Source organism: Oceaniglobus trochenteri, assembly GCF_020529025.1.
GTDB classification, from domain to species: Bacteria; Pseudomonadota; Alphaproteobacteria; order Rhodobacterales; family Rhodobacteraceae; genus Oceaniglobus; species Oceaniglobus trochenteri.
On the sequence record NZ_JACNMM010000007.1, the window covers coordinates 61770 to 78752 of the forward strand.

General features: G+C 64.4%; 15 protein-coding genes. 6 read left to right on the forward strand and 9 right to left on the reverse strand.

Annotation, left to right across the window (positions count from 1 at the left end):
* Nucleotides 1-9: 9 nt before the first annotated feature.
* The 8 genes from H7828_RS12985 to H7828_RS13020 all read right to left on the reverse strand — a co-directional run bounded on the left by H7828_RS12985 (nucleotide 10) and on the right by H7828_RS13020 (nucleotide 8610).
* The gene (locus H7828_RS12985; protein ID WP_226781474.1) at nucleotides 10-846 is read right to left on the reverse strand and encodes an NAD-dependent epimerase/dehydratase family protein; all 837 of its coding nucleotides are present in this window, start codon (nucleotides 844-846) and stop codon (nucleotides 10-12) included.
* A gap of 24 nt (nucleotides 847-870) precedes the next feature.
* Nucleotides 871-2070 carry an NAD(P)/FAD-dependent oxidoreductase gene (locus H7828_RS12990; RefSeq protein WP_226781475.1) on the reverse strand — a complete coding sequence of 400 codons (1200 nt, stop codon included), beginning with the start codon at nucleotides 2068-2070 and terminating at the stop codon, nucleotides 871-873.
* 82 nt (nucleotides 2071-2152) lie between these two features.
* Nucleotides 2153-2944, reverse strand: coding sequence for a crotonase/enoyl-CoA hydratase family protein (locus H7828_RS12995; RefSeq protein ID WP_226781476.1), 792 nt, complete (start codon nucleotides 2942-2944; stop codon nucleotides 2153-2155).
* Nucleotides 2941-3795, reverse strand: coding sequence for a hydroxymethylglutaryl-CoA lyase (locus H7828_RS13000; protein ID WP_226781477.1), 855 nt, complete (start codon nucleotides 3793-3795; stop codon nucleotides 2941-2943). Before H7828_RS13000 ends, H7828_RS12995 begins: the two co-directional genes overlap by 4 nt.
* Nucleotides 3788-5779 (reverse strand): acetyl/propionyl/methylcrotonyl-CoA carboxylase subunit alpha, encoded by a 1992-nt coding sequence (locus H7828_RS13005; protein ID WP_226781478.1) that lies wholly within the window; start codon nucleotides 5777-5779, stop codon nucleotides 3788-3790. Before H7828_RS13005 ends, H7828_RS13000 begins: the two co-directional genes overlap by 8 nt.
* A 9-nt stretch (nucleotides 5780-5788) precedes the next feature.
* Nucleotides 5789-7396 (reverse strand): carboxyl transferase domain-containing protein, encoded by a 1608-nt coding sequence (locus H7828_RS13010; protein ID WP_226781479.1) that lies wholly within the window; start codon nucleotides 7394-7396, stop codon nucleotides 5789-5791.
* Between the two features lie 73 nt (nucleotides 7397-7469).
* Nucleotides 7470-7799, reverse strand: a complete 330-nt coding sequence (locus tag H7828_RS13015) for a hypothetical protein (RefSeq protein ID WP_226781480.1) — start codon at nucleotides 7797-7799, stop codon at nucleotides 7470-7472.
* 121 nt (nucleotides 7800-7920) lie between these two features.
* Nucleotides 7921-8610 carry a hypothetical protein gene (locus H7828_RS13020; RefSeq protein ID WP_226781481.1) on the reverse strand — a complete coding sequence of 230 codons (690 nt, stop codon included), beginning with the start codon at nucleotides 8608-8610 and terminating at the stop codon, nucleotides 7921-7923.
* Nucleotides 8611-8993: 383 nt separating this feature from the next.
* Here H7828_RS13020 and H7828_RS13025 point away from each other — a divergent pair, with 383 nt between their 5' ends.
* From H7828_RS13025 to H7828_RS13050, 6 genes are all read left to right on the forward strand, one after another.
* On the forward strand, nucleotides 8994-10301 hold the full coding sequence (locus H7828_RS13025) for an AAA family ATPase (protein WP_226781482.1): 1308 nt from the start codon (nucleotides 8994-8996) through the stop codon (nucleotides 10299-10301).
* A 1-nt stretch (nucleotide 10302) separates the two neighbouring features.
* On the forward strand, nucleotides 10303-11352 hold the full coding sequence (locus H7828_RS13030) for a ParB/RepB/Spo0J family partition protein (RefSeq protein ID WP_226781483.1): 1050 nt from the start codon (nucleotides 10303-10305) through the stop codon (nucleotides 11350-11352).
* Between the two features lie 299 nt (nucleotides 11353-11651).
* Nucleotides 11652-12350, forward strand: coding sequence for a fumarylacetoacetate hydrolase family protein (locus H7828_RS13035; RefSeq protein ID WP_226781484.1), 699 nt, complete (start codon nucleotides 11652-11654; stop codon nucleotides 12348-12350).
* A 90-nt stretch (nucleotides 12351-12440) separates the two neighbouring features.
* Nucleotides 12441-13478: a TRAP transporter substrate-binding protein gene (locus tag H7828_RS13040; RefSeq protein WP_226781485.1), complete on the forward strand. Its 1038-nt coding sequence runs from the start codon at nucleotides 12441-12443 to the stop codon at nucleotides 13476-13478.
* 15 nt (nucleotides 13479-13493) lie between these two features.
* Nucleotides 13494-14024: a TRAP transporter small permease gene (locus H7828_RS13045; RefSeq protein WP_226781486.1), complete on the forward strand. Its 531-nt coding sequence runs from the start codon at nucleotides 13494-13496 to the stop codon at nucleotides 14022-14024.
* Nucleotides 14021-15517 carry a TRAP transporter large permease gene (locus tag H7828_RS13050; RefSeq protein WP_226781487.1) on the forward strand — a complete coding sequence of 499 codons (1497 nt, stop codon included), beginning with the start codon at nucleotides 14021-14023 and terminating at the stop codon, nucleotides 15515-15517. Before H7828_RS13045 ends, H7828_RS13050 begins: the two co-directional genes overlap by 4 nt.
* A 65-nt stretch (nucleotides 15518-15582) precedes the next feature.
* Here the strand turns inward: H7828_RS13050 and H7828_RS13055 are convergent, their stop codons facing one another.
* Nucleotides 15583-16965: an aspartate aminotransferase family protein gene (locus H7828_RS13055; protein ID WP_226781488.1), complete on the reverse strand. Its 1383-nt coding sequence runs from the start codon at nucleotides 16963-16965 to the stop codon at nucleotides 15583-15585.
* Nucleotides 16966-16983 lie beyond the last annotated feature (18 nt).

Consider the following 16983-nt stretch of genomic DNA (forward strand, 5'->3'; position numbering starts at 1 on the left):
CCGGGCCTGTCAGGTCTTCTTGCGGTCGTCGATGATGTTCATGCTGCCAAGCGCGCTGTTGCCCAGTTCGATCGAGGCGAAGGGCCCGCCATGGCACATGTCGCCCGGATCGGTCGGGTCCAGCGGCCCGGCCTTGGCGAAGACCTCCTTGGCGAACTGCTCGGCGTTGTCCTTGGGGCGGTATCCCAGGAACGAGGCCTTGGAGTTGTCCACCGGCGCGCGGTCATTGTTGGACACGCCATAAATCACGCTGAATCCGGTGACGGGGGTGTCGATGGCCCGCGTGACCAGCTGGATCAGATCGTCATAGGACAGCCAGCTTCCCACGGCGCGGGGGTTGCCTACGTTGGCACAGGACAGGATGCGCATGCAGACCGATTCAAGCTGGCGCTTGTCCCAGTACATGCTGGCCAGATCCTCGGCAAAGCACTTGGCCAGGCCGTAGAAGGTATCGGGGCGATGGGGGGCGTCGATGCCGATGAACTGGTTCTTGGGGTGCATGCCCACCGCGTGGATCGAGCTGGCATAGACGACACGGCGCAGCCCGTTGCGGTGCGCGGCCTCCCAGATGTTGTAGGCGCCGATGAAGTTCGGGCCGAGAAGCTGTTCGAAGGGGGCTTCGTCGACAATGGCGCCGAAATGCACCACCATGTCGGCGCCTTCGGTGATCGACAGCATGGCGTCCAGATCGGCCAGGTCGGCGCTTACATAGGTTTCGCCATCGTAAAGCGTGCCGATGTCCTCGACGATGTCGGTGGAGACCAGCGTGTCGCACATCTTCGACAGCGGTTCGCGCAGGTAGGACCCAAGACGCCCGGCGGCCCCGGTCAGCACAAGTTTCTTCATGTCGTGGCCTTTCGTTTTTCGCGTTCAGATGACGGCCTTTTCCACGAAAGGCGCGCCGCGTACAATGCGACCGTAATGGAACGGGCTGAGATCGAGGGTGCGATAGGCACCATGCACCAGCATTTCCGCCGTGCCCCGCCCCATGGCTGGCGATTGCTGAAGCCCGTGGCCCGAGAACCCGTTGAGGAACAGGAAATTCGACACCTCGGGATGGGGACCCAGGATGGCGTTCTGATCGAAGACGTTCCAGGCATAATGGCCCACCCATTCGTGGCGTACCTTGATCGCCTCGAACTGGGGAATGCGGTTGGCCAGGGCCGGCCAGATCTTGTCTTCCCAGATGGCGTGATCCATGGCGAAATCATCGGGTTCGACCGCCGGATCGTGGTCGGCGTGGCCCCCTGCCATGTAATACTGCGTGCCTTCCTGGCGCACATGCACCCCCGAGGGATCGATGGTCAGGGGCAGAGGGCGGTCAAGGGGCCTGGCAGCCTCGAACACCCAGGTGAACCGCTTGCGCGGCTCGATCGGCACGGAAATGCCGGCCATGCGCGCGGTGCGGGCCGCGCGCGGGCCGGTGGCGTTCACCACCTGCCCGCAACAGACCGTGGCGCCCGATTTCAGGTGAACGCGCGTCACCCGCGTTCCGCCTTGCGAGAGGTCCATCTTCACCACCTCGTCGGCGATGAATTCGACACCCTTCGCCTTGGCGCCCTTGCGCCAGTGATCGAACATGGTGCTGCCGTCGAAATAGCCTTCGTCGACGGTGTTGTGGCTGGCCAGCAGGATATCGTCCAACTGGTAGAAGGGGAAAGCCGCGGCCAGTTGATCGCGGTTCAGCAATCTGGTGCCGGCCCCTGCGGCCACCTGCACCTTGTGGCTGGCGCGCAGGGCCTTGGCGAAGGCCGGATCGTCGGCCAGATAGAGATAGCCGAAATTCTGGATCTTCAGGTTCGGCACATCCGGATCGCCGCCCATGTGGCTGCGCAGGTTCTGGACATAGTCGGCCCCGAACTGGGAAATCCGCACGTTGATCTCGGTTGAAAACTGTTGGCGGATGCAGCTGTTGGTGTGGCTGGTGGAACAGTTCTCATAGGTCGGGTCACGCTCCACCACCAGGACACGTCCGTCGAAATCGGGTTCTTGTGTCAGGAACCACGCTGCCGAAGACCCCATGATTGCCCCACCGACAATCACCACGTCATAGCTTTGATGTTGCGCCATTATGCGACCTCACCATGCCTTTCTGAGTTATCACGGCCAGTTGAACGCCAGCCTCCGGGCAATGACAAGGGGCAAAGCAAGATCAGTTCCCCGACCACCGGGGCGGGCTGTTCGACAGGAAGGCGGCAATGCCGTGGGCCGCTTCCTCGCCCTCCCAGGTGTCGGCCAGGCGGGTGATGGTGTCGTCGATCACCGCCGCGTCGATGCGCGGGCCAAGGGCGCGGGCCAAGGCCTTGGCCGCCCCCACAGCTCCCGGTGCCACCGACAGATAGGGCTCGACCTCGGCGGCGATGGCGTCTTCCATCTGCGCAGGGTCAAGACAGCGGGCGATCAGGCCCAGGCGTTCGGCCTCAGGCGCGTCAAAGACACGGGCCGACATGAAGACCCGACGCGCCCGGCCCTCGCCCATCCGGGCAATCACATAAGGCCCGATCGTGGCAGGGATCAGCCCCAGCCGGGTTTCCGTCAGCGCGAACCGCGTGCCGGTTTCGGCCAGCGCCACATCGGCCACGCAGGCCAGCCCGATACCGCCGCCATAGGCCCCCCCGTGCAGGCGGGCAATCAGGGGGGTGGGCATTTCGTTCAGCGCCTTCAGCATCATCGCAAGGCGGCGCGCCTCGGCCATCCGCCCGGCGCGGTCGGCTTCGATCTGCGCCTGCATCCACGTCAGATCGGCACCGGCACAAAACACCTTGCCCGCCCCCGACAAAACCATGGCGCGCGTGGTATCCGCAGCGCCCACGGTCTGGGCCAGGTCGGTCAGTTCGGCGATCATCAGCGCCGACATGGCGTTGCGCTTTTCCGGCAGGTTCAGTGTCACCCGGGCAACGCCGCGCCTGTCGATATCGACTGTCAGTGTCTGATAATCGCTCATCCCTGCCGCAGCCCCCTTGCGAATGTCGCCGCCCGCGAGAGACGGGTTTCGTCGATGCCGGTGGCAAACCCCAGGGCGTGGAGCCGCGCCACCACGGCTTCGGTCGCGACGTTGCCCGCCGCGCCCGGCGCATAGGGGCAACCGCCAAGCCCGCCAATGGCCGCATCAAAAACCCGCAGGCCCCGCGCCAGGGCGGTTTCGATATTGTCGAGCGCCCGCCCGCCGGTGTCATGGAAATGCCCGGCAAGGGCCTGGGCGGGCAGCACGTCAAGAACCGCGTCCAGCATTCCGGCGGTGGTTTCCGGCCTCGCCTGCCCGGTGGTATCCCCCAGCGAGATTTCACCGCAGCCCATGTCATGCAGCACGCCTGCCACCCGCGCCACGCATGCCGGGGGCGTCGGGCCGTCATAGGGGCAATCGGTCACGCAAGAGACATAGCCGCGCACCGCTATACCGGCGGCTTTCGCGGCCTCAAGGACCGGCGCGAAACGCTCAAGGCTTTCGGCGATCGAACAGTTGATATTCGCTTGCGAAAACCCCTCGGACGCCGAGGCGAAAACCGCGACCTCATCAACCCCGGCGGCAAGCGCGCCCTGAAGACCGCGCAGGTTGGGGGTGAGGGCGGCATAGCTGACGCCCGGCGCGCGCCGGATCGCCCCCAGGACGCCGGCGGCATCCGCCATCTGCGGCACCCATTTGGGGCTGACGAAACTTGTCACCTCGATCTTCGCAAAGCCGCAGTCCGACAGCATATCGACCAACTTCACCTTGTCGGCGGTGGCGATCTGCGCCTTTTCGTTCTGCAACCCGTCGCGCGGGCCAACCTCGTAAACCGTGACCGTTTCAGCCATCCTCGTCCTCGAACCGCAGCAGAAGCGCGCCGTCGTCCACCTGATCGCCCTCGGCGGCCAGAACCTCGGCCACCCGTCCCCGGCGCGGCGCGGTCAGGGTGTGTTCCATCTTCATCGCCTCAAGCACCAGCATCGCCGCGCCTTCCTCAACCTCCTGGCCCGGGGTGGCCATCAGCCGCTTGATCAGGCCCGGCATCGGCGCGATCACCACATCGCCCCCTGCCCCGGCCTCGGCCGCATCCTCCAGCGGGTCAGGCACGGTGAAGCGGTGGGTACGCCCCTCGTCAAACACGGTGATGCGGGCCCCGTGGCGCACGAGGTGCAGGCGTCGCCCTGTGCCGTCGATGGTGACATCGAAGCCGCCCGCGCCATCGCCCCGCACCGCAAAAGCGGTGTCGTCAACGCGAAAGGCCCCCTGCCCCAGAACCGTCACCCGGTGGGTTTGCGCCGTTTCAAGGTGGATCAGCGTCGCATCATGCACCGCTTCGCCCCAGGCGCGCCATCCGGTCAGCGCCTGCCAGGGGTCGGGGCCGCCGGGCCGCCCGAGCAGCCCCAGCGCCGAAAGGGCCGCGAGGCCGCGAACCGCCGCACCGGGCGCGGGGGAGGCAACAAGGCCGTCGATGTTGCGCGCAATCAGGCCGGTATCGACATCGCCCGCAACAAAGCCCGGATCGCGCGCCAATGCGGTAAGTAAATCGACATTCGTCACCGTTCCGGCCACATGCGCCCCGCGCAGTGCCGCGCCCAGCTGTTGCAGCGCCGCCGCGCGGGTTGGCCCGTGAACGATCAGCTTGGCGATCATCGGGTCGTAAAACGGTGTGATCTCATCGCCCGGGCGCACGCCACTGTCGATCCGCACCGCGCCGCGTTCGAATTCGCTGCCGATTGGATAGGACAGATGGTCAAGCCGCCCGGTGGCGGGCAGAAAACCCTTCGGCACATCCTCGGCATAGATCCGCGCCTCGAAGGCATGGCCCTTGATCGCCAGATCGTCCTGACCGAAGGGCAGAGGCTCACCAGCCGCGATGCGCAATTGCAGTTCCACGAAATCAAGGCCGGTGATCGCCTCGGAAACAGGGTGTTCGACCTGAAGGCGCGTGTTCATCTCCATGAACCAGAAGCCATCGGGGCGCAGACCCTCCGACCCGTCGACGATGAATTCCACCGTTCCGGCGCCTTGATAGCCCACGGCGCGCGCCGCTTCGACCGCCGCCTGGCCCATGGCGCTGCGCATCTCGGGAGTCATGCCGGGGGCCGGGGCCTCCTCGATCACCTTCTGGTGGCGGCGTTGCAGGGAACAATCGCGCTCGAACAGATGCACGACATTGCCATGGGCATCGCCGAAGACCTGAATTTCAATGTGCCGCGGCTTGGTCACATAGCGTTCGATCAGGACGGCAGGATCACCGAAGCTGGCCTGCCCTTCGCGCTGCGCACCCTCCAGGGCGGCGGCAAAATCCCCGGGGTGTTCGACAAGGCGCATGCCCTTGCCCCCACCCCCGGCGCGCGCCTTGATCAACACCGGATAGCCGATCTTCGCGGCCTCTTGTGCCAAAAGATCCGCCCCCTGCCCCGCCCCGTGATAGCCGGGCACGACAGGAACGCCCGCCTGCTCCATCAGAGCCTTGGCCGCATCCTTCAGCCCCATGGCGCGGATCGCATCGGCGGGCGGGCCGATGAAGACCAGTCCGGCCTTGGTGACGGCATCGACGAAATCGGGGTTCTCGGACAAGAAGCCATAGCCGGGGTGGATCGCCTGCGCCCCGGTCTCCAGGGCCGCGTCGATGATCGCGCTGCCCTTCAGATAACTTTCGCCCACGGCAGCCGGGCCGATGCGCACCGCCACATCGGCCATCTGCACATGGCGCGCCCCGGCATCGGCATCGGAATGAACCGCCACGCAGCGCAGCCCAAGACGGCGGGCGGTGGCGATGATGCGGCAGGCAATCTCTCCGCGGTTGGCGATCAGGATGGTGTCAAACATGGCGCGGCCTCACATGCGGAACACGCCGAAGCGCGTCTCGGGGATGGGGGCGTTCAGGGCGGCCGACAGGGACAATCCCAGCACATCGCGCGATTTCCGCGGGTCGATGATGCCGTCATCCCACAACCGGGCGGACGCATAGAGCGGATGCGACTGGCGTTCGAACATCTCGATCGTGGGTTTCTTGAAGGCGTCTTCCTCGGCGTCGCTCCATGCCCCCCCTGCCCTTTCGATACCGTCACGCTTGACGGTTGCCAGAACACCGGCCGCCTGTTCGCCCCCCATGACGGAAATACGCGAATTGGGCCAGGTCCACAGAAACCGCGGATCGTAGGCCCGCCCGCACATCCCGTAATTGCCCGCCCCAAAGGACCCGCCCACGATCATCGTGATCTTCGGCACCGACGTGGTGGCCACCGCCGTCACCAGCTTGGCGCCGTCCTTGGCGATGCCGCCGGTTTCGTATTTCCGGCCCACCATGAAGCCGGTGATGTTCTGAAGAAAGACCAGCGGAATGCAGCGTTGCGAACAGAGCTCGACGAAATGCGCGCCCTTCAGGGCCGCCTCGCTGAGCAGGACACCGTTGTTGGCGATGATGCCAACCGGAATCCCGAAGACATGGGCAAACCCGCAGACCAGCGTCGTGCCATAGCGCGCCTTGAACTCATCGAACCGCGACCCGTCCACCAGCCGGGCGATCACTTCGCGGATGTCATAGGGCGTGCGCAGATCGGCGGGGACGACGCCGAGGATTTCGGCCGGATCATAGAGCGGCGGCTCCACCGGGGTAAGCGCGACGATGGCGGGTTTGTCACGGTTCAGGTTGGCCACGGCGCGGCGTGCCAGGGCCAGGGCATGGACATCGTCGCGGGCAAGATAGTCGGCAACGCCTGAGAGACGGGTATGCACATCGCCGCCGCCCAGATCTTCGGCGCTCACAACCTCGCCCGTTGCGGCCTTGACCAGGGGGGGACCGGCCAGAAAGATCGTGCCCTGATCGCGCACGATGATGGTCACATCCGACATGGCAGGCACATAGGCCCCGCCTGCCGTGCAACTGCCCATGACGACGGCAATCTGCGGGATGCCCTTCGCGCTCATCCTGGCCTGATTGAAGAAGATCCTGCCGAAATGGTCTCGATCCGGAAAGACCTCATCCTGGTTGGGCAGGTTGGCGCCGCCGCTGTCCACCAGGTAGATGCAGGGCAGGTGGTTGGCCTCGGCAATTTCCTGCGCGCGGAGGTGTTTCTTGACGCTGAGGGGATAGTAGGTGCCACCCTTCACCGTGGCATCATTGCAGAGGATCATGACCTCCTGTCCCGAAACGCGCCCTATTCCGGCGATGACCCCGGCCCCGGGCGCCACTTCATCGTAAAGACCATGGGCCGCGAAGGTGCCGATTTCAAGGAATGGTGCGCCCGGGTCGAGAAGCCCGGCAATCCGGTCGCGCGGCAAAAGCTTGCCGCGCCCGACATGGCGTTCGCGGGCACGCTGACCGCCGCCTTCGATGGACCTTGCGGCCGCCTGCTGCACCAGGGCCAGGGCCGCAAGGTGCGCTTCGACGTTGCGGGCAAAATCTTCGGAACGTGGACTTGCACCGGATTTCAGTATAGCCATGTCCCCTCCCCTGACTCGTCCAGGGTCATGAGGCAACGAATGACGTCAAAGCGCAAGGGTTCTGCGCAAAAGGTCAGGTGTTGCTGTCGATCCAGCGCGACATCAGACCCTTGTCACGAAAACACTCATCCGGGACATTGCGCCGCTTCAGCCGCGCGATCTTTTCCGCAAAGGCAACCTGTTTCGAGGTGGGATAGTGACTGAACCGCCCCGCCTGGGCCTGCGCGGCGCCGCGGTTTTCGTCGATCCACCGTGACAGGGCGCGGCGATCCTGCCGGGTGTCGGCGGGAATGCTGCGCCCCAGGCGCTGCGCGATCTGAAGCGCGAAGCGAAGCTGTTTCTCGCTCGCGGGCAGGCGGTGATAGTCATTGCCGCCCGAGGCATGTGTCTGCTCACTGATCATGATCGTCCCCCTGACTTTCGCTCTCTGTTCACCATATTTAGAACAGAGTGAGAACATTGTCAAGATGGTGGGTGACCTGCAGATTTCGACACTATATAATGTGTCTTGCTGATGGGAAACACTAGGCACTGATCCGCAACCGCGCCGTGGGGCCATATACGGCGGCGAAGACCGGCATCAGAACCTTGCCCAGGTGGGTTTCGATATAGCGGCCGACAAAGGCACTGCTGGCCTTCACATGCACCTCGGGGGTTTGATCGCTGACCAGTTCCAGCTTGGAAAACCAAGTCTCGAAGGTGGCCCGATCCTGGGTGTCGAGGTGCGAAAGCACCCTGCCCCATCGCCCCGGCACGTTTTCAGGCACTGACACGGCGTCGGGCGGCGCGGGCGGCGTGAACGACAGCGTGGGCGCGCTGGGGGCGAAACCCTCCATCCGTTCGACGAAATCAGGGCCTACCGAGGCCCAGGAGGGTCGTGAACGGGTGCAGATTTCCCCAATGTCGAGCCGATAGGCCGCCACCCGCCCCCGCACACCGGGGCGCAGGCACCCAAGGATCTGCATGTCGGTCAGGCGCTTCACCTCGCGTTTCGCCGTGCGTTCGTTGACCGCCCAGATGCGGGCCATATCGCGCTGCCCGATGCTGATCTCGTCACGGGCCCAGTTGTAGCGCGCCGTCACCAGAACGCTGAGCCGCGCCATGGAAACCTGTTGGGATGCCGTGCCATGCAGCCCGATCAACCCTATTGCTGTCAGCAGATCGTACTTGAGCGACCCGACGCCTGCGCCGGCCAACTTGCGTTGCAGCCCCATGTCCTGTCCTTTTCTTTGCCCCAGCGGCATCGAATCTTTGCGTCCGATTCCCGCTTGCGCTGATTAAGGCTCAAAATCGCGTAATCTGTCAACAAGCCTGTTTTGACGGGATCGACTGGTCACCTTTCAAATCTTATTTGAGAAGAAGGTGAAACAGGTGAAGGGGGGCGCCTGTCTGTCACTATATCAGCATAATTTGTCACCAAATAGCGAGAATGACCGTCGATCCTGTCACCATATTTGCATGGGGTGATTGCGGCCTGGCGGGTTTCCTCCTGTTTTTGCCGCTCAGGCGCCGAGGAACAAGACGAAAAAATTCAGAATGGCCGTTCCGTGCTTTTCGCGTTATTCAGGGTCAGGGAACAAAAAACAAGAGTAGTGCCATGCGTGATCATTCCGACCTGCAACAGATGAACGAACGCAGCCTCGTACAGCAAAGCGCCGTGCGCAAGGCAACGTTTTCACCCGGGGAGGTGAAGACGCTTCGTCCCTTCTCGATCTGGGAAATCAGCCAGTTCATGTTCCATGTGCCGGCCGACACCCTGCGCAAGAAGCTGGCCGAAGATCCGTCCCTGCCCCAGGGCGAAACCGAGGAGGACGGGCGCCAGCGCTGGTTCACCCTGGCCGAGATAAATGAGCTGCGCCGCCGGGTCAGGTTCCGCGGCAAATCTCTTTTGCCCAAGCGGCCCAAGGGGCGGGCGATGCGCGTTGCGGTCAGCAACTTCAAGGGCGGCGTGGGCAAGACCGTGGTTGCACAGCACCTCGCCAATGCCGCCGCGCTTGACGGATACCGCGTGCTTTGTGTCGATTTCGACCCGCAGGCGACCCTGACGCACTCCATGGGGCTGACCGAGGTGAAGGAGTGGAACACGGTCTGGGGCATCATGTGCCGCGATCTCTGCCGCGAAGCGGACCGCATCGCCGACGGATATGACGACCCCGACGATTGTCCCTACCCCGCCAGTGACGAACTGCCCCAGGATGTGCAGTCGATCGGCGCGCAGCGGGTTCAGGATTTCATCCAGTCCACCTGCTGGCCCACCATCGACATCATTCCCTCCTGCGCCAATGCCGCCTTCGTGGAATTCGCAAGCGCGCAGTACCGGTCACTGCACAAGGCCTGGAGCTTTTTCGGCTGCATGGCCCGGTACCTGGATGAACTGCCCGACGATCAATATGACCTCATCGTTTTCGATTGCCCCCCGGCCATCGGCTATCAGTCGCTGAACGCGGCCTTTGCTGCCGATATCCTCTATATCCCCTCGGGGCCGGGATATTGGGAGTACGATTCCACCACCAGCTATCTGGGCCAGTTGGGCGATGCGATGAACGATATTTCCGAGGGCTTTTCGGAGCTGGCGGAAGATGCGGGCATCACCCTGCCCAAGCAGTTCCGCGATATCCGCCTGTTGATGACACGGTTCGAGCTGAACAATCCGCTGCACACCGCGATGATGGATGCCTTCCGCAATGTCTTTGGCGAGGATCTGTGCGACAGCCCCATCGAGATGACCCGCGCCGTCGAGCAATCGGGGCGATTCCAGATGTCGGTTTACGAGCAGGACTATCGCCAGATGACGCGCGAGACCTGGAAGCGTGCCCGGCAGAGTTTCGACCGGGCCTATGACGAATTCCGCGACACGGTTCTGCGCGCCTGGGCGGCAGACAGCGCGCAGAAGGAGGAGGTGTAAGATGGCTGGCAAGAACAGGTTCGGCTTCGGACCGCTGGAAACCGACGGGGCGAAACCGCGTCGTGAACGTTCGGTGGGGCCCATGGGCGCCGCGGTGCGCGACGCCGCCGAGAGCCTTCAGGAGACCACCGAGGCGAAGGTGGCGCAGCGTCGCCAGAACGCGGAAGAGGCCAAGGCCTTCCGCGAAGCCTCGGCCGAGGGGCGGGTGCTGATCGCGCTGCCGCTTTCGGAGGTTCACACCGACGCCCTGCCCCGCGACCGGCTGGAGCTTGAGGCGGTGGCCAGTTCCGACGAGATGGAGGAACTGAAGGCCTCGATCCGCGCGCGGGGTCAGAAAGAGCCGATCGAGGTCTATGTCGCGGCTGACGGGCGGCGGCAGTTGAAGAAGGGCTGGCGGCGCCTGACCGCCTTGACCCAGCTTTACGAAGAAACCGGCGACGCGCGGTTCGCCAGCGTCACGGCCCGGATCGACCAGAGCGAGGAAGACCAACTGGCCCGCTATGTCGACATGGTGGAAGAGAACGTCGTGCGCGAAGACCTGTCCTTTGCCGAGATGGCGCAGGTGGCGATCACTGCCGCAGGCGATCCGGCGGTGGAAGGGCAGGGGGCCGATGCGCTGGTGGGGCGGCTTTACGGATCGCTTCACAAGATGAAACGCTCCTACATCCGCAGCTTCGTTTACCTTCTGGAAACGCTGGGCCCCGCGCTGCAATGGCCAAAGGACGTGGCGCGCAACCTGGGCGTCGATGTGGCGCGTGCACTGAAGGCGGGACACGGCAATGCCGACAGGCTGCGCGCCGACCTGGCGGCGGCAAGCCGGCGCGAGGACCAGGCGCGCATCCTTGCGGCCTTCATTGCCAAGGAGGCAAGTCGCCCCGCCAAGGCCGCAACCGCACGCGAGAAGTTCGAGTTTCATGTTGGCGAGGTGAAGGTGACGGCCCGCAAGGGCGAGTGCCGGATCCTGAGCCGGATCGATTTCACCAGCGTTCCGCGTGACAAGCTGGATAAGGCCATTCGCGCATTCGAGGCGGTATTGCGCGAGGAAGGGTAGGGGGGGTAACCCACGGGTTATCGGCGCGCACGGCGCAGTAACCCGTGGGTTACAATTGGCAACTCCTTGCCTGGATGTTCATCCTAAGTAGCTGTATTTAAATAATAAATCTTGAAATAAGTGCTCGCTGAGCGCTGCGTCGCCTGCCCCGGTTACATCTTCGCCAGAAGCCGCCGCCCAATCCCCAATTTCAACCCAAACCACCGGCTTCGCACGGCTGCCGTGCTCTCTTCCCTTGCCGAAAGCCGCCCGGCAGGCCACCACTTGGGGCAGGATTCGTCGCAAAGGAAAGCCCGGCCATGACCCGTCTGTTGTTTGACATGCCCCCTCCCAACGCCATCCCCGTCGTCGGGGAGGATGCCGCCTATCCTGTCGGGCGCATCTTCTGTGTCGGGCGAAACTATGTCGCCCATGCCGAAGAGATGGGAAATACCGTTGATCGCGACGCGCCCTGGTACTTCACCAAGTCCGCTCCGAACATGTGCGCCAGCGGGGCCACCGTGCCCTATCCGCCGGGCACCGAGAATTACCATCACGAGGTTGAACTGGTCATGGCCCTGGGACGCCCGGTGTTTCAATGCGACCGGGCCGAAGGCGAGGCGGCGATCTTCGGTTATGGCTGCGGCTTGGACATGACGCGCCGGGATCGCCAGCAGGACGGCAAGGATTATCGCCGCCCCTGGGACCTGGGCAAGGACGTCGAGAATTCCGCCGTTCTGGGCCCGCTGACCCCGGCGGCCAAGGCCGGCCCGCTGAAGGGCAAGCGGATTCATCTCTCGGTGAACGGTGAAATCCGCCAGGATGCCCTGCTGGATGAAATGGTCTGGAGCGTCGGTGAGATCGTCAGCCACCTGTCGCACTATTATCACCTGCGCCCCGGCGATCTGATCATGACCGGCACACCCGCCGGTGTCGGCCCGGTGGTGGCCGGCGATCATCTGAGCGGCGGAATCGACGGGCTGGGCGAAATCTCCCTGAGGCTGGGCGCGGCAGAATAGGCCGCGGCCAGAAAACGGGGTGACAAGCGGGGGGGCAATGTGCATCACATCCCCAACCGCACGAAGGATACCTCGAGGGAGAGCGATCAGATGACCAACCACGGCGCAATTCTGGGGGCCCTCTGCGCGCTGGCCCTTTCGGCCATCACCACGACCGCCGCCCTGGCGCAGGAGGTCACGCTGAAGCTGCATCAGTTCCTGCCCGCCCAGGCGAATGTTCCCAAGGACATCCTGGATGTCTGGGCCGACAATATCGAACGGGACTCCGGGGGGCGTATTGCCATCGCGCGCTATCCGTCCATGCAACTGGGCGGCGCGCCCACCGAACTGATGGACCAGGCGATTGACGGCGTGGCCGATGTGATCTGGACCGCCGTTGGATACACGCCCGGGCGCTTTCCCAGCACCGAGGTTTTCGAACTGCCCTTTCTGGTCAGCGATGCATCCGCCGCCTCATATGCCTTCTGGAACCTCTATGAATCGGACATGCAGGAAGAGTTTCGCGATGTTCGCATCCTGGCAACCTGGGTTCACGGCCCGGGGGTGATTCATGCCTCGGACCCGGTTCTTGCCCCCGCCGATATGGAGGGCATGAAGATCCGCGGTGCATCGCGCCAGGTGAACGCCCTGCTGGAAACCCTGGGCGCCACACCTGTCGGCATGCCGGTGCCCGCAATCCCCGAGGCGCTGTCGAAGGGCGTGATCGACGGCACCACCATCCCATGGGAGGTGACGGAATCGCTGAAGATTTCCGAACTGGTGGAGTATCACACCGAATTCACCGGGCCGATGCTCTATACCCTTACCTTCGTCCTTGCGATGAACAAGGAGGCCTATCAGGCGCTGCCGGATGATCTGAAACAAGTGGTTGATGACAATTCGGGCCTGGATTTCTCGGTCTTCGCGGGCCGGGTTCAGCAGGATGCCGACGCGCCCGCCCGCCAGATTGCGCTGGATGCCGGGAACGAGGTGGTGACGCTGGATGCCGCGCAATCGGCCGAATGGGCCCGCATGGCGCAACCGGTCTATGACGACTGGCTGGCCGACATGCAGGGCAGGGGCATCGACGGCCAGGCGCTGATCGACAAGGCCAGGGCCCTGATGGACGAATTTTCCGCCGCTCACTGACGACGGAGGCGCGCGATGCATGGCTTCTTCCTGACCCTGTCGCGCGCCATGGCCTGGCTTGGCGGGCTGGTTCTTCTGGCGCTGATCCTGCTGACTTGTGTTTCGGTGACGGGGCGGGCGCTGAGCGGGCTGTCCCCTGGCATTGGGCCGGTGCGGGGTGATTTCGAACTGATCGAGGCGGGGATCGCATTCTGCATCTTCGCCTTCCTGCCGCTTTGCCAGATCACCGGTGGCCATGCGACGGTGGAAATCTTCACCACAAGATGGAGTGGTGCCGCAAATCGTTGGCGCCAGATGTTGACCGATGTCACCTTTGCCGCGGTGCTGATCGTGATCGCGATCCAGCTTGCGGCGGGCATGGAGAGCAAGCTGCGCAGCGGGCAGACGACCTTCCTCCTCGAATTTCCCTTGTGGTGGGCCTATGGGGCCAGTCTTGCGGGGGCCTGCGTCGCGGCCATGGTGGCAACCTATATCGCAATGCTGCGCCTGGCCGAACTTGCCCTGCGCCGCCCGCTTCTTCCCGCTACGACGGACCCCGAGGCATGAGCGACCTGGCCATCGGCCTTCTGTCGTTTCCCGCTCTGCTGGGGCTGATCTTTCTGCGGGTGCCCATCGGCCTGGCGATGTTCCTGGCGGGCTTTGCCGGACTGGTCCTGGTCAGCGGCGATGCGGGCCTTCCGCTGGCACGGCTGAAATCGGAAACCTTCACGACCTTTTCCAGCTATTCACTGTCGATCATCCCGATGTTCCTGCTGATGGGGCAATTCGCCAGCCTTGGCGGTATGTCGCAGGCGCTGTTCAACGCGGCAGCGGCCTGGCTGGGGCATCGGCGGGGCGGGGTGGCCATGGCGGCGGTGGGGGCCTGTGCGGGCTTTGGCGCCATCTGCGGCAGCTCACTTGCCACGGCGGCCACCATGGGCCGCGTGGCCCTGCCCGAACTGCGCCGCCATGGCTATTCCGGTGGGTTCTCGACGGCGACGCTGGCGGCGGGGGGGACGCTGGGCATCCTGATCCCGCCCTCGGTGGTGCTGGTGATCTATGCAATCCTGACGGAACAGAACATCGCCAAGCTGTTCCTGGCCGCCGTGATCCCCGGTGTGTTGGCGGCCCTCGGCTACATGCTGGCGATCTCGCTTTACGTCCGGCTGAACCCGGGAACGGTTGCGGCAAGGCCGCCCTTGCCCCTGGCGGCGCGTTTCGCGGCGCTGGGGGCGGTCTGGCCGGTGCTGTTGGTCTTTGCGCTGGTGGTGGGGGGCATCTATCGCGGTTGGTTCACCCCGACCGAGGGTGCGGCCGTGGGCGCGCTTGGCACCGCCGTCATTGCCTGGGCCAATGGCGGGCTGACCCTGACCAGCCTCACGCAAAGCTTCATGGTGACAGCCCGTTCCACCGCGATGATCTTCTTCATCGTGCTGGGCGCGGCCTTCTACAACGGTTTCCTGGCGCTGACCCAAGTGCCGCAGGAGGTGGCGGCCTATGTCGCCGGGCTGGGCCTGGGGCCGCTGGTGATCTTGCTGGTGATCCTGCTGTTCTATCTCTTGCTGGGCTGCCTGATGGACAGCCTTTCGATGATCCTGCTGACGATCCCGATCTTCTGGCCGGTGGTTCAGGGGCTTGATTTCGGCTTCGTCTCGATGGCCGACCTGCACGCCGCCCGCGCGGCCGAGGCGCTGACCCAGGGCCTGGCCCTGGCGCCCGACGTTCTGGCGGGCATCAAGGGCGCACTGGCCGAGGGGGGCGAACTGACCCGCGATCAGTTGCGCGCGCTGGAGATCCGGGGCGCCAGCCCAGGCGCCCTGGCGCGGATCAACGGCGAGCAGGTGGCGATCTGGTTCGGAATCCTGGTGCTGATCGTTGTCGAAGTGGGGCTGATCACGCCGCCGGTGGGCATGAACCTGTTCATCATCAACACCATGGACCGGGAAACGCCGATTTCCGACACCTATCGCGCGGTGGTCTATTTCGTGCTGTCCGACCTTTTACGGGTGGCGCTGCTGGTGGCCTTTCCGCTGATCACGCTGGTGTTCATCCCGATCTGAACCGTTGCGGCGCCGGGGGGGGCCGTCCCCCCCGAGTATTCGGGCAAGAAAGAGGGCAGGGGCCCTCAGGCCGGTGCGGTTGTCGCGATCCAATCGTGGGTGCGTTCGATGGTGCGCGTCATGCGCTGCACGATCTGTGCGACGTCATCACCCGTCACCACCAGCGGGGGGCACAGCGCCAGCGTGTCGCCAAGCGCCCGGGTGATCAGCCCTTCCTCGGCGGCGATGGCGGCGGCCTTCATGCCCACCTTGCCGGCGGGATCGAAGGGACGGCGCGTGGCCTTGTCGGCCACCAGTTCCACCGCCGCGATCAGGCCGGTTCCGCGCACCTCGCCCACATGGTCGTGACCCGCGAGATCGCGCAGCCCCTTCTGGAAGGCGACACCCTGTTTCGCGGCATTGCCCACCAGGTCGCGTTCCTCGATGATCGCGAGGTTTTCCAGCCCCACGGCACAGGCCACCGGATGGCCCGAAGCGGTATAGCCATGGCCGAAGGTGCCGATCCCGTGGCTGTTGTCGGCGACGGGGGCATAGATCTCCTCCGAAAAGAGGACGGCGGCCAGCGGCATGTAAGAGGAGGTAAGCTGTTTGCTGAGGGTCATGATGTCGGGGGTGAAGCCGTAGTGTTCACAGCCAAAGCGGCTGCCCAGGCGCCCGAAACCGCAGATCACCTCGTCCGCCACCATCAGGATGTCGTGCTTGCGGCACAGCGCCTCGACCCCCTGCCAATAGCCTTCGGGCGGAGGCATCACGCCGCCCGCGCCCATCAGCGGCTCACCGATGAAGGCGGCGATGGTGTCGGGGCCTTCGCGTTCGATCACCTCTTCCACCTCGGCGATCAGGCGGGCGCAGAAATCGGCCTCGCTCTCGCCCTCCTGGCCGAAGCGGTAGTGGTGCGGGCAGGTCAGGTGATGCACCGGGATCGCCGGCAGGTCGAAATCGCGGTGATTGCCCGGCAACCCGGTAAGCGACCCCGAAGCGACGGTGATTCCGTGATAGCCCTTGGTACGGGCCAGGAATTTCTTCTTTTTCGGCCGGCCCATGGCGTTGTTCATGTACCAGACCAGTTTCACCACGGTATCGTTCGCCTCGGACCCCGATGAGGTGAAGAAGGTGCGCGTCAGGTTGGCCGGTGTCATGTCCACCAGCTTCTGGCTGAGGGTGATGGCCGGTTCATGGCTCTTGTGGGCGAAGATGTGCGAATAGGGCAGCTTTTCCATCTGCGCATTGGCCGCCGCGCGCAGCCTGTCTTCGCCGTACCCCACGGCCACCGACCAGAGACCGGCCAGCCCGTCGATATACTGCCGCCCCTCGGTGTCCCACATGTGGATGCCCTTGGCGCGGTCCATGATGACGGGGCCCTGCGCTTCGTGCGTGCGGGCGTCGGTATAGGGGTGCAGCATGGTGGTGACATCGCTGTGGTGCAGCGAATTGGGCTTCACGTTCATCTTGGGCTCCTGGCGCGG

Excerpts from the sequence above, each read along its gene's own strand:
- H7828_RS13005 (WP_226781478.1), bottom strand. The coding sequence starts at position 5,779 with ATGTTTGACACCATCCTGATCGCCAACCGCGGAGAGATTGCCTGCCGC.
- H7828_RS13020 (WP_226781481.1), bottom strand. The coding sequence starts at position 8,610 with ATGGGGCTGCAACGCAAGTTGGCCGGCGCAGGCGTCGGGTCGCTCAAG.
- H7828_RS13045 (WP_226781486.1), top strand. The coding sequence starts at position 13,494 with ATGCATGGCTTCTTCCTGACCCTGTCGCGCGCCATGGCCTGGCTTGGC.
- H7828_RS13035 (WP_226781484.1), top strand. The coding sequence starts at position 11,652 with ATGACCCGTCTGTTGTTTGACATGCCCCCTCCCAACGCCATCCCCGTC.
- H7828_RS12990 (WP_226781475.1), bottom strand. The coding sequence starts at position 2,070 with ATGGCGCAACATCAAAGCTATGACGTGGTGATTGTCGGTGGGGCAATC.
- H7828_RS13015 (WP_226781480.1), bottom strand. The coding sequence starts at position 7,799 with ATGATCAGTGAGCAGACACATGCCTCGGGCGGCAATGACTATCACCGC.
- H7828_RS13000 (WP_226781477.1), bottom strand. The coding sequence starts at position 3,795 with ATGGCTGAAACGGTCACGGTTTACGAGGTTGGCCCGCGCGACGGGTTG.
- H7828_RS13055 (WP_226781488.1), bottom strand. The coding sequence starts at position 16,965 with ATGAACGTGAAGCCCAATTCGCTGCACCACAGCGATGTCACCACCATG.
- H7828_RS13025 (WP_226781482.1), top strand. The coding sequence starts at position 8,994 with ATGCGTGATCATTCCGACCTGCAACAGATGAACGAACGCAGCCTCGTA.
- H7828_RS13040 (WP_226781485.1), top strand. The coding sequence starts at position 12,441 with ATGACCAACCACGGCGCAATTCTGGGGGCCCTCTGCGCGCTGGCCCTT.
- H7828_RS12985 (WP_226781474.1), bottom strand. The coding sequence starts at position 846 with ATGAAGAAACTTGTGCTGACCGGGGCCGCCGGGCGTCTTGGGTCCTAC.
- H7828_RS13050 (WP_226781487.1), top strand. The coding sequence starts at position 14,021 with ATGAGCGACCTGGCCATCGGCCTTCTGTCGTTTCCCGCTCTGCTGGGG.
- H7828_RS13030 (WP_226781483.1), top strand. The coding sequence starts at position 10,303 with ATGGCTGGCAAGAACAGGTTCGGCTTCGGACCGCTGGAAACCGACGGG.
- H7828_RS12995 (WP_226781476.1), bottom strand. The coding sequence starts at position 2,944 with ATGAGCGATTATCAGACACTGACAGTCGATATCGACAGGCGCGGCGTT.
- H7828_RS13010 (WP_226781479.1), bottom strand. The coding sequence starts at position 7,396 with ATGGCTATACTGAAATCCGGTGCAAGTCCACGTTCCGAAGATTTTGCC.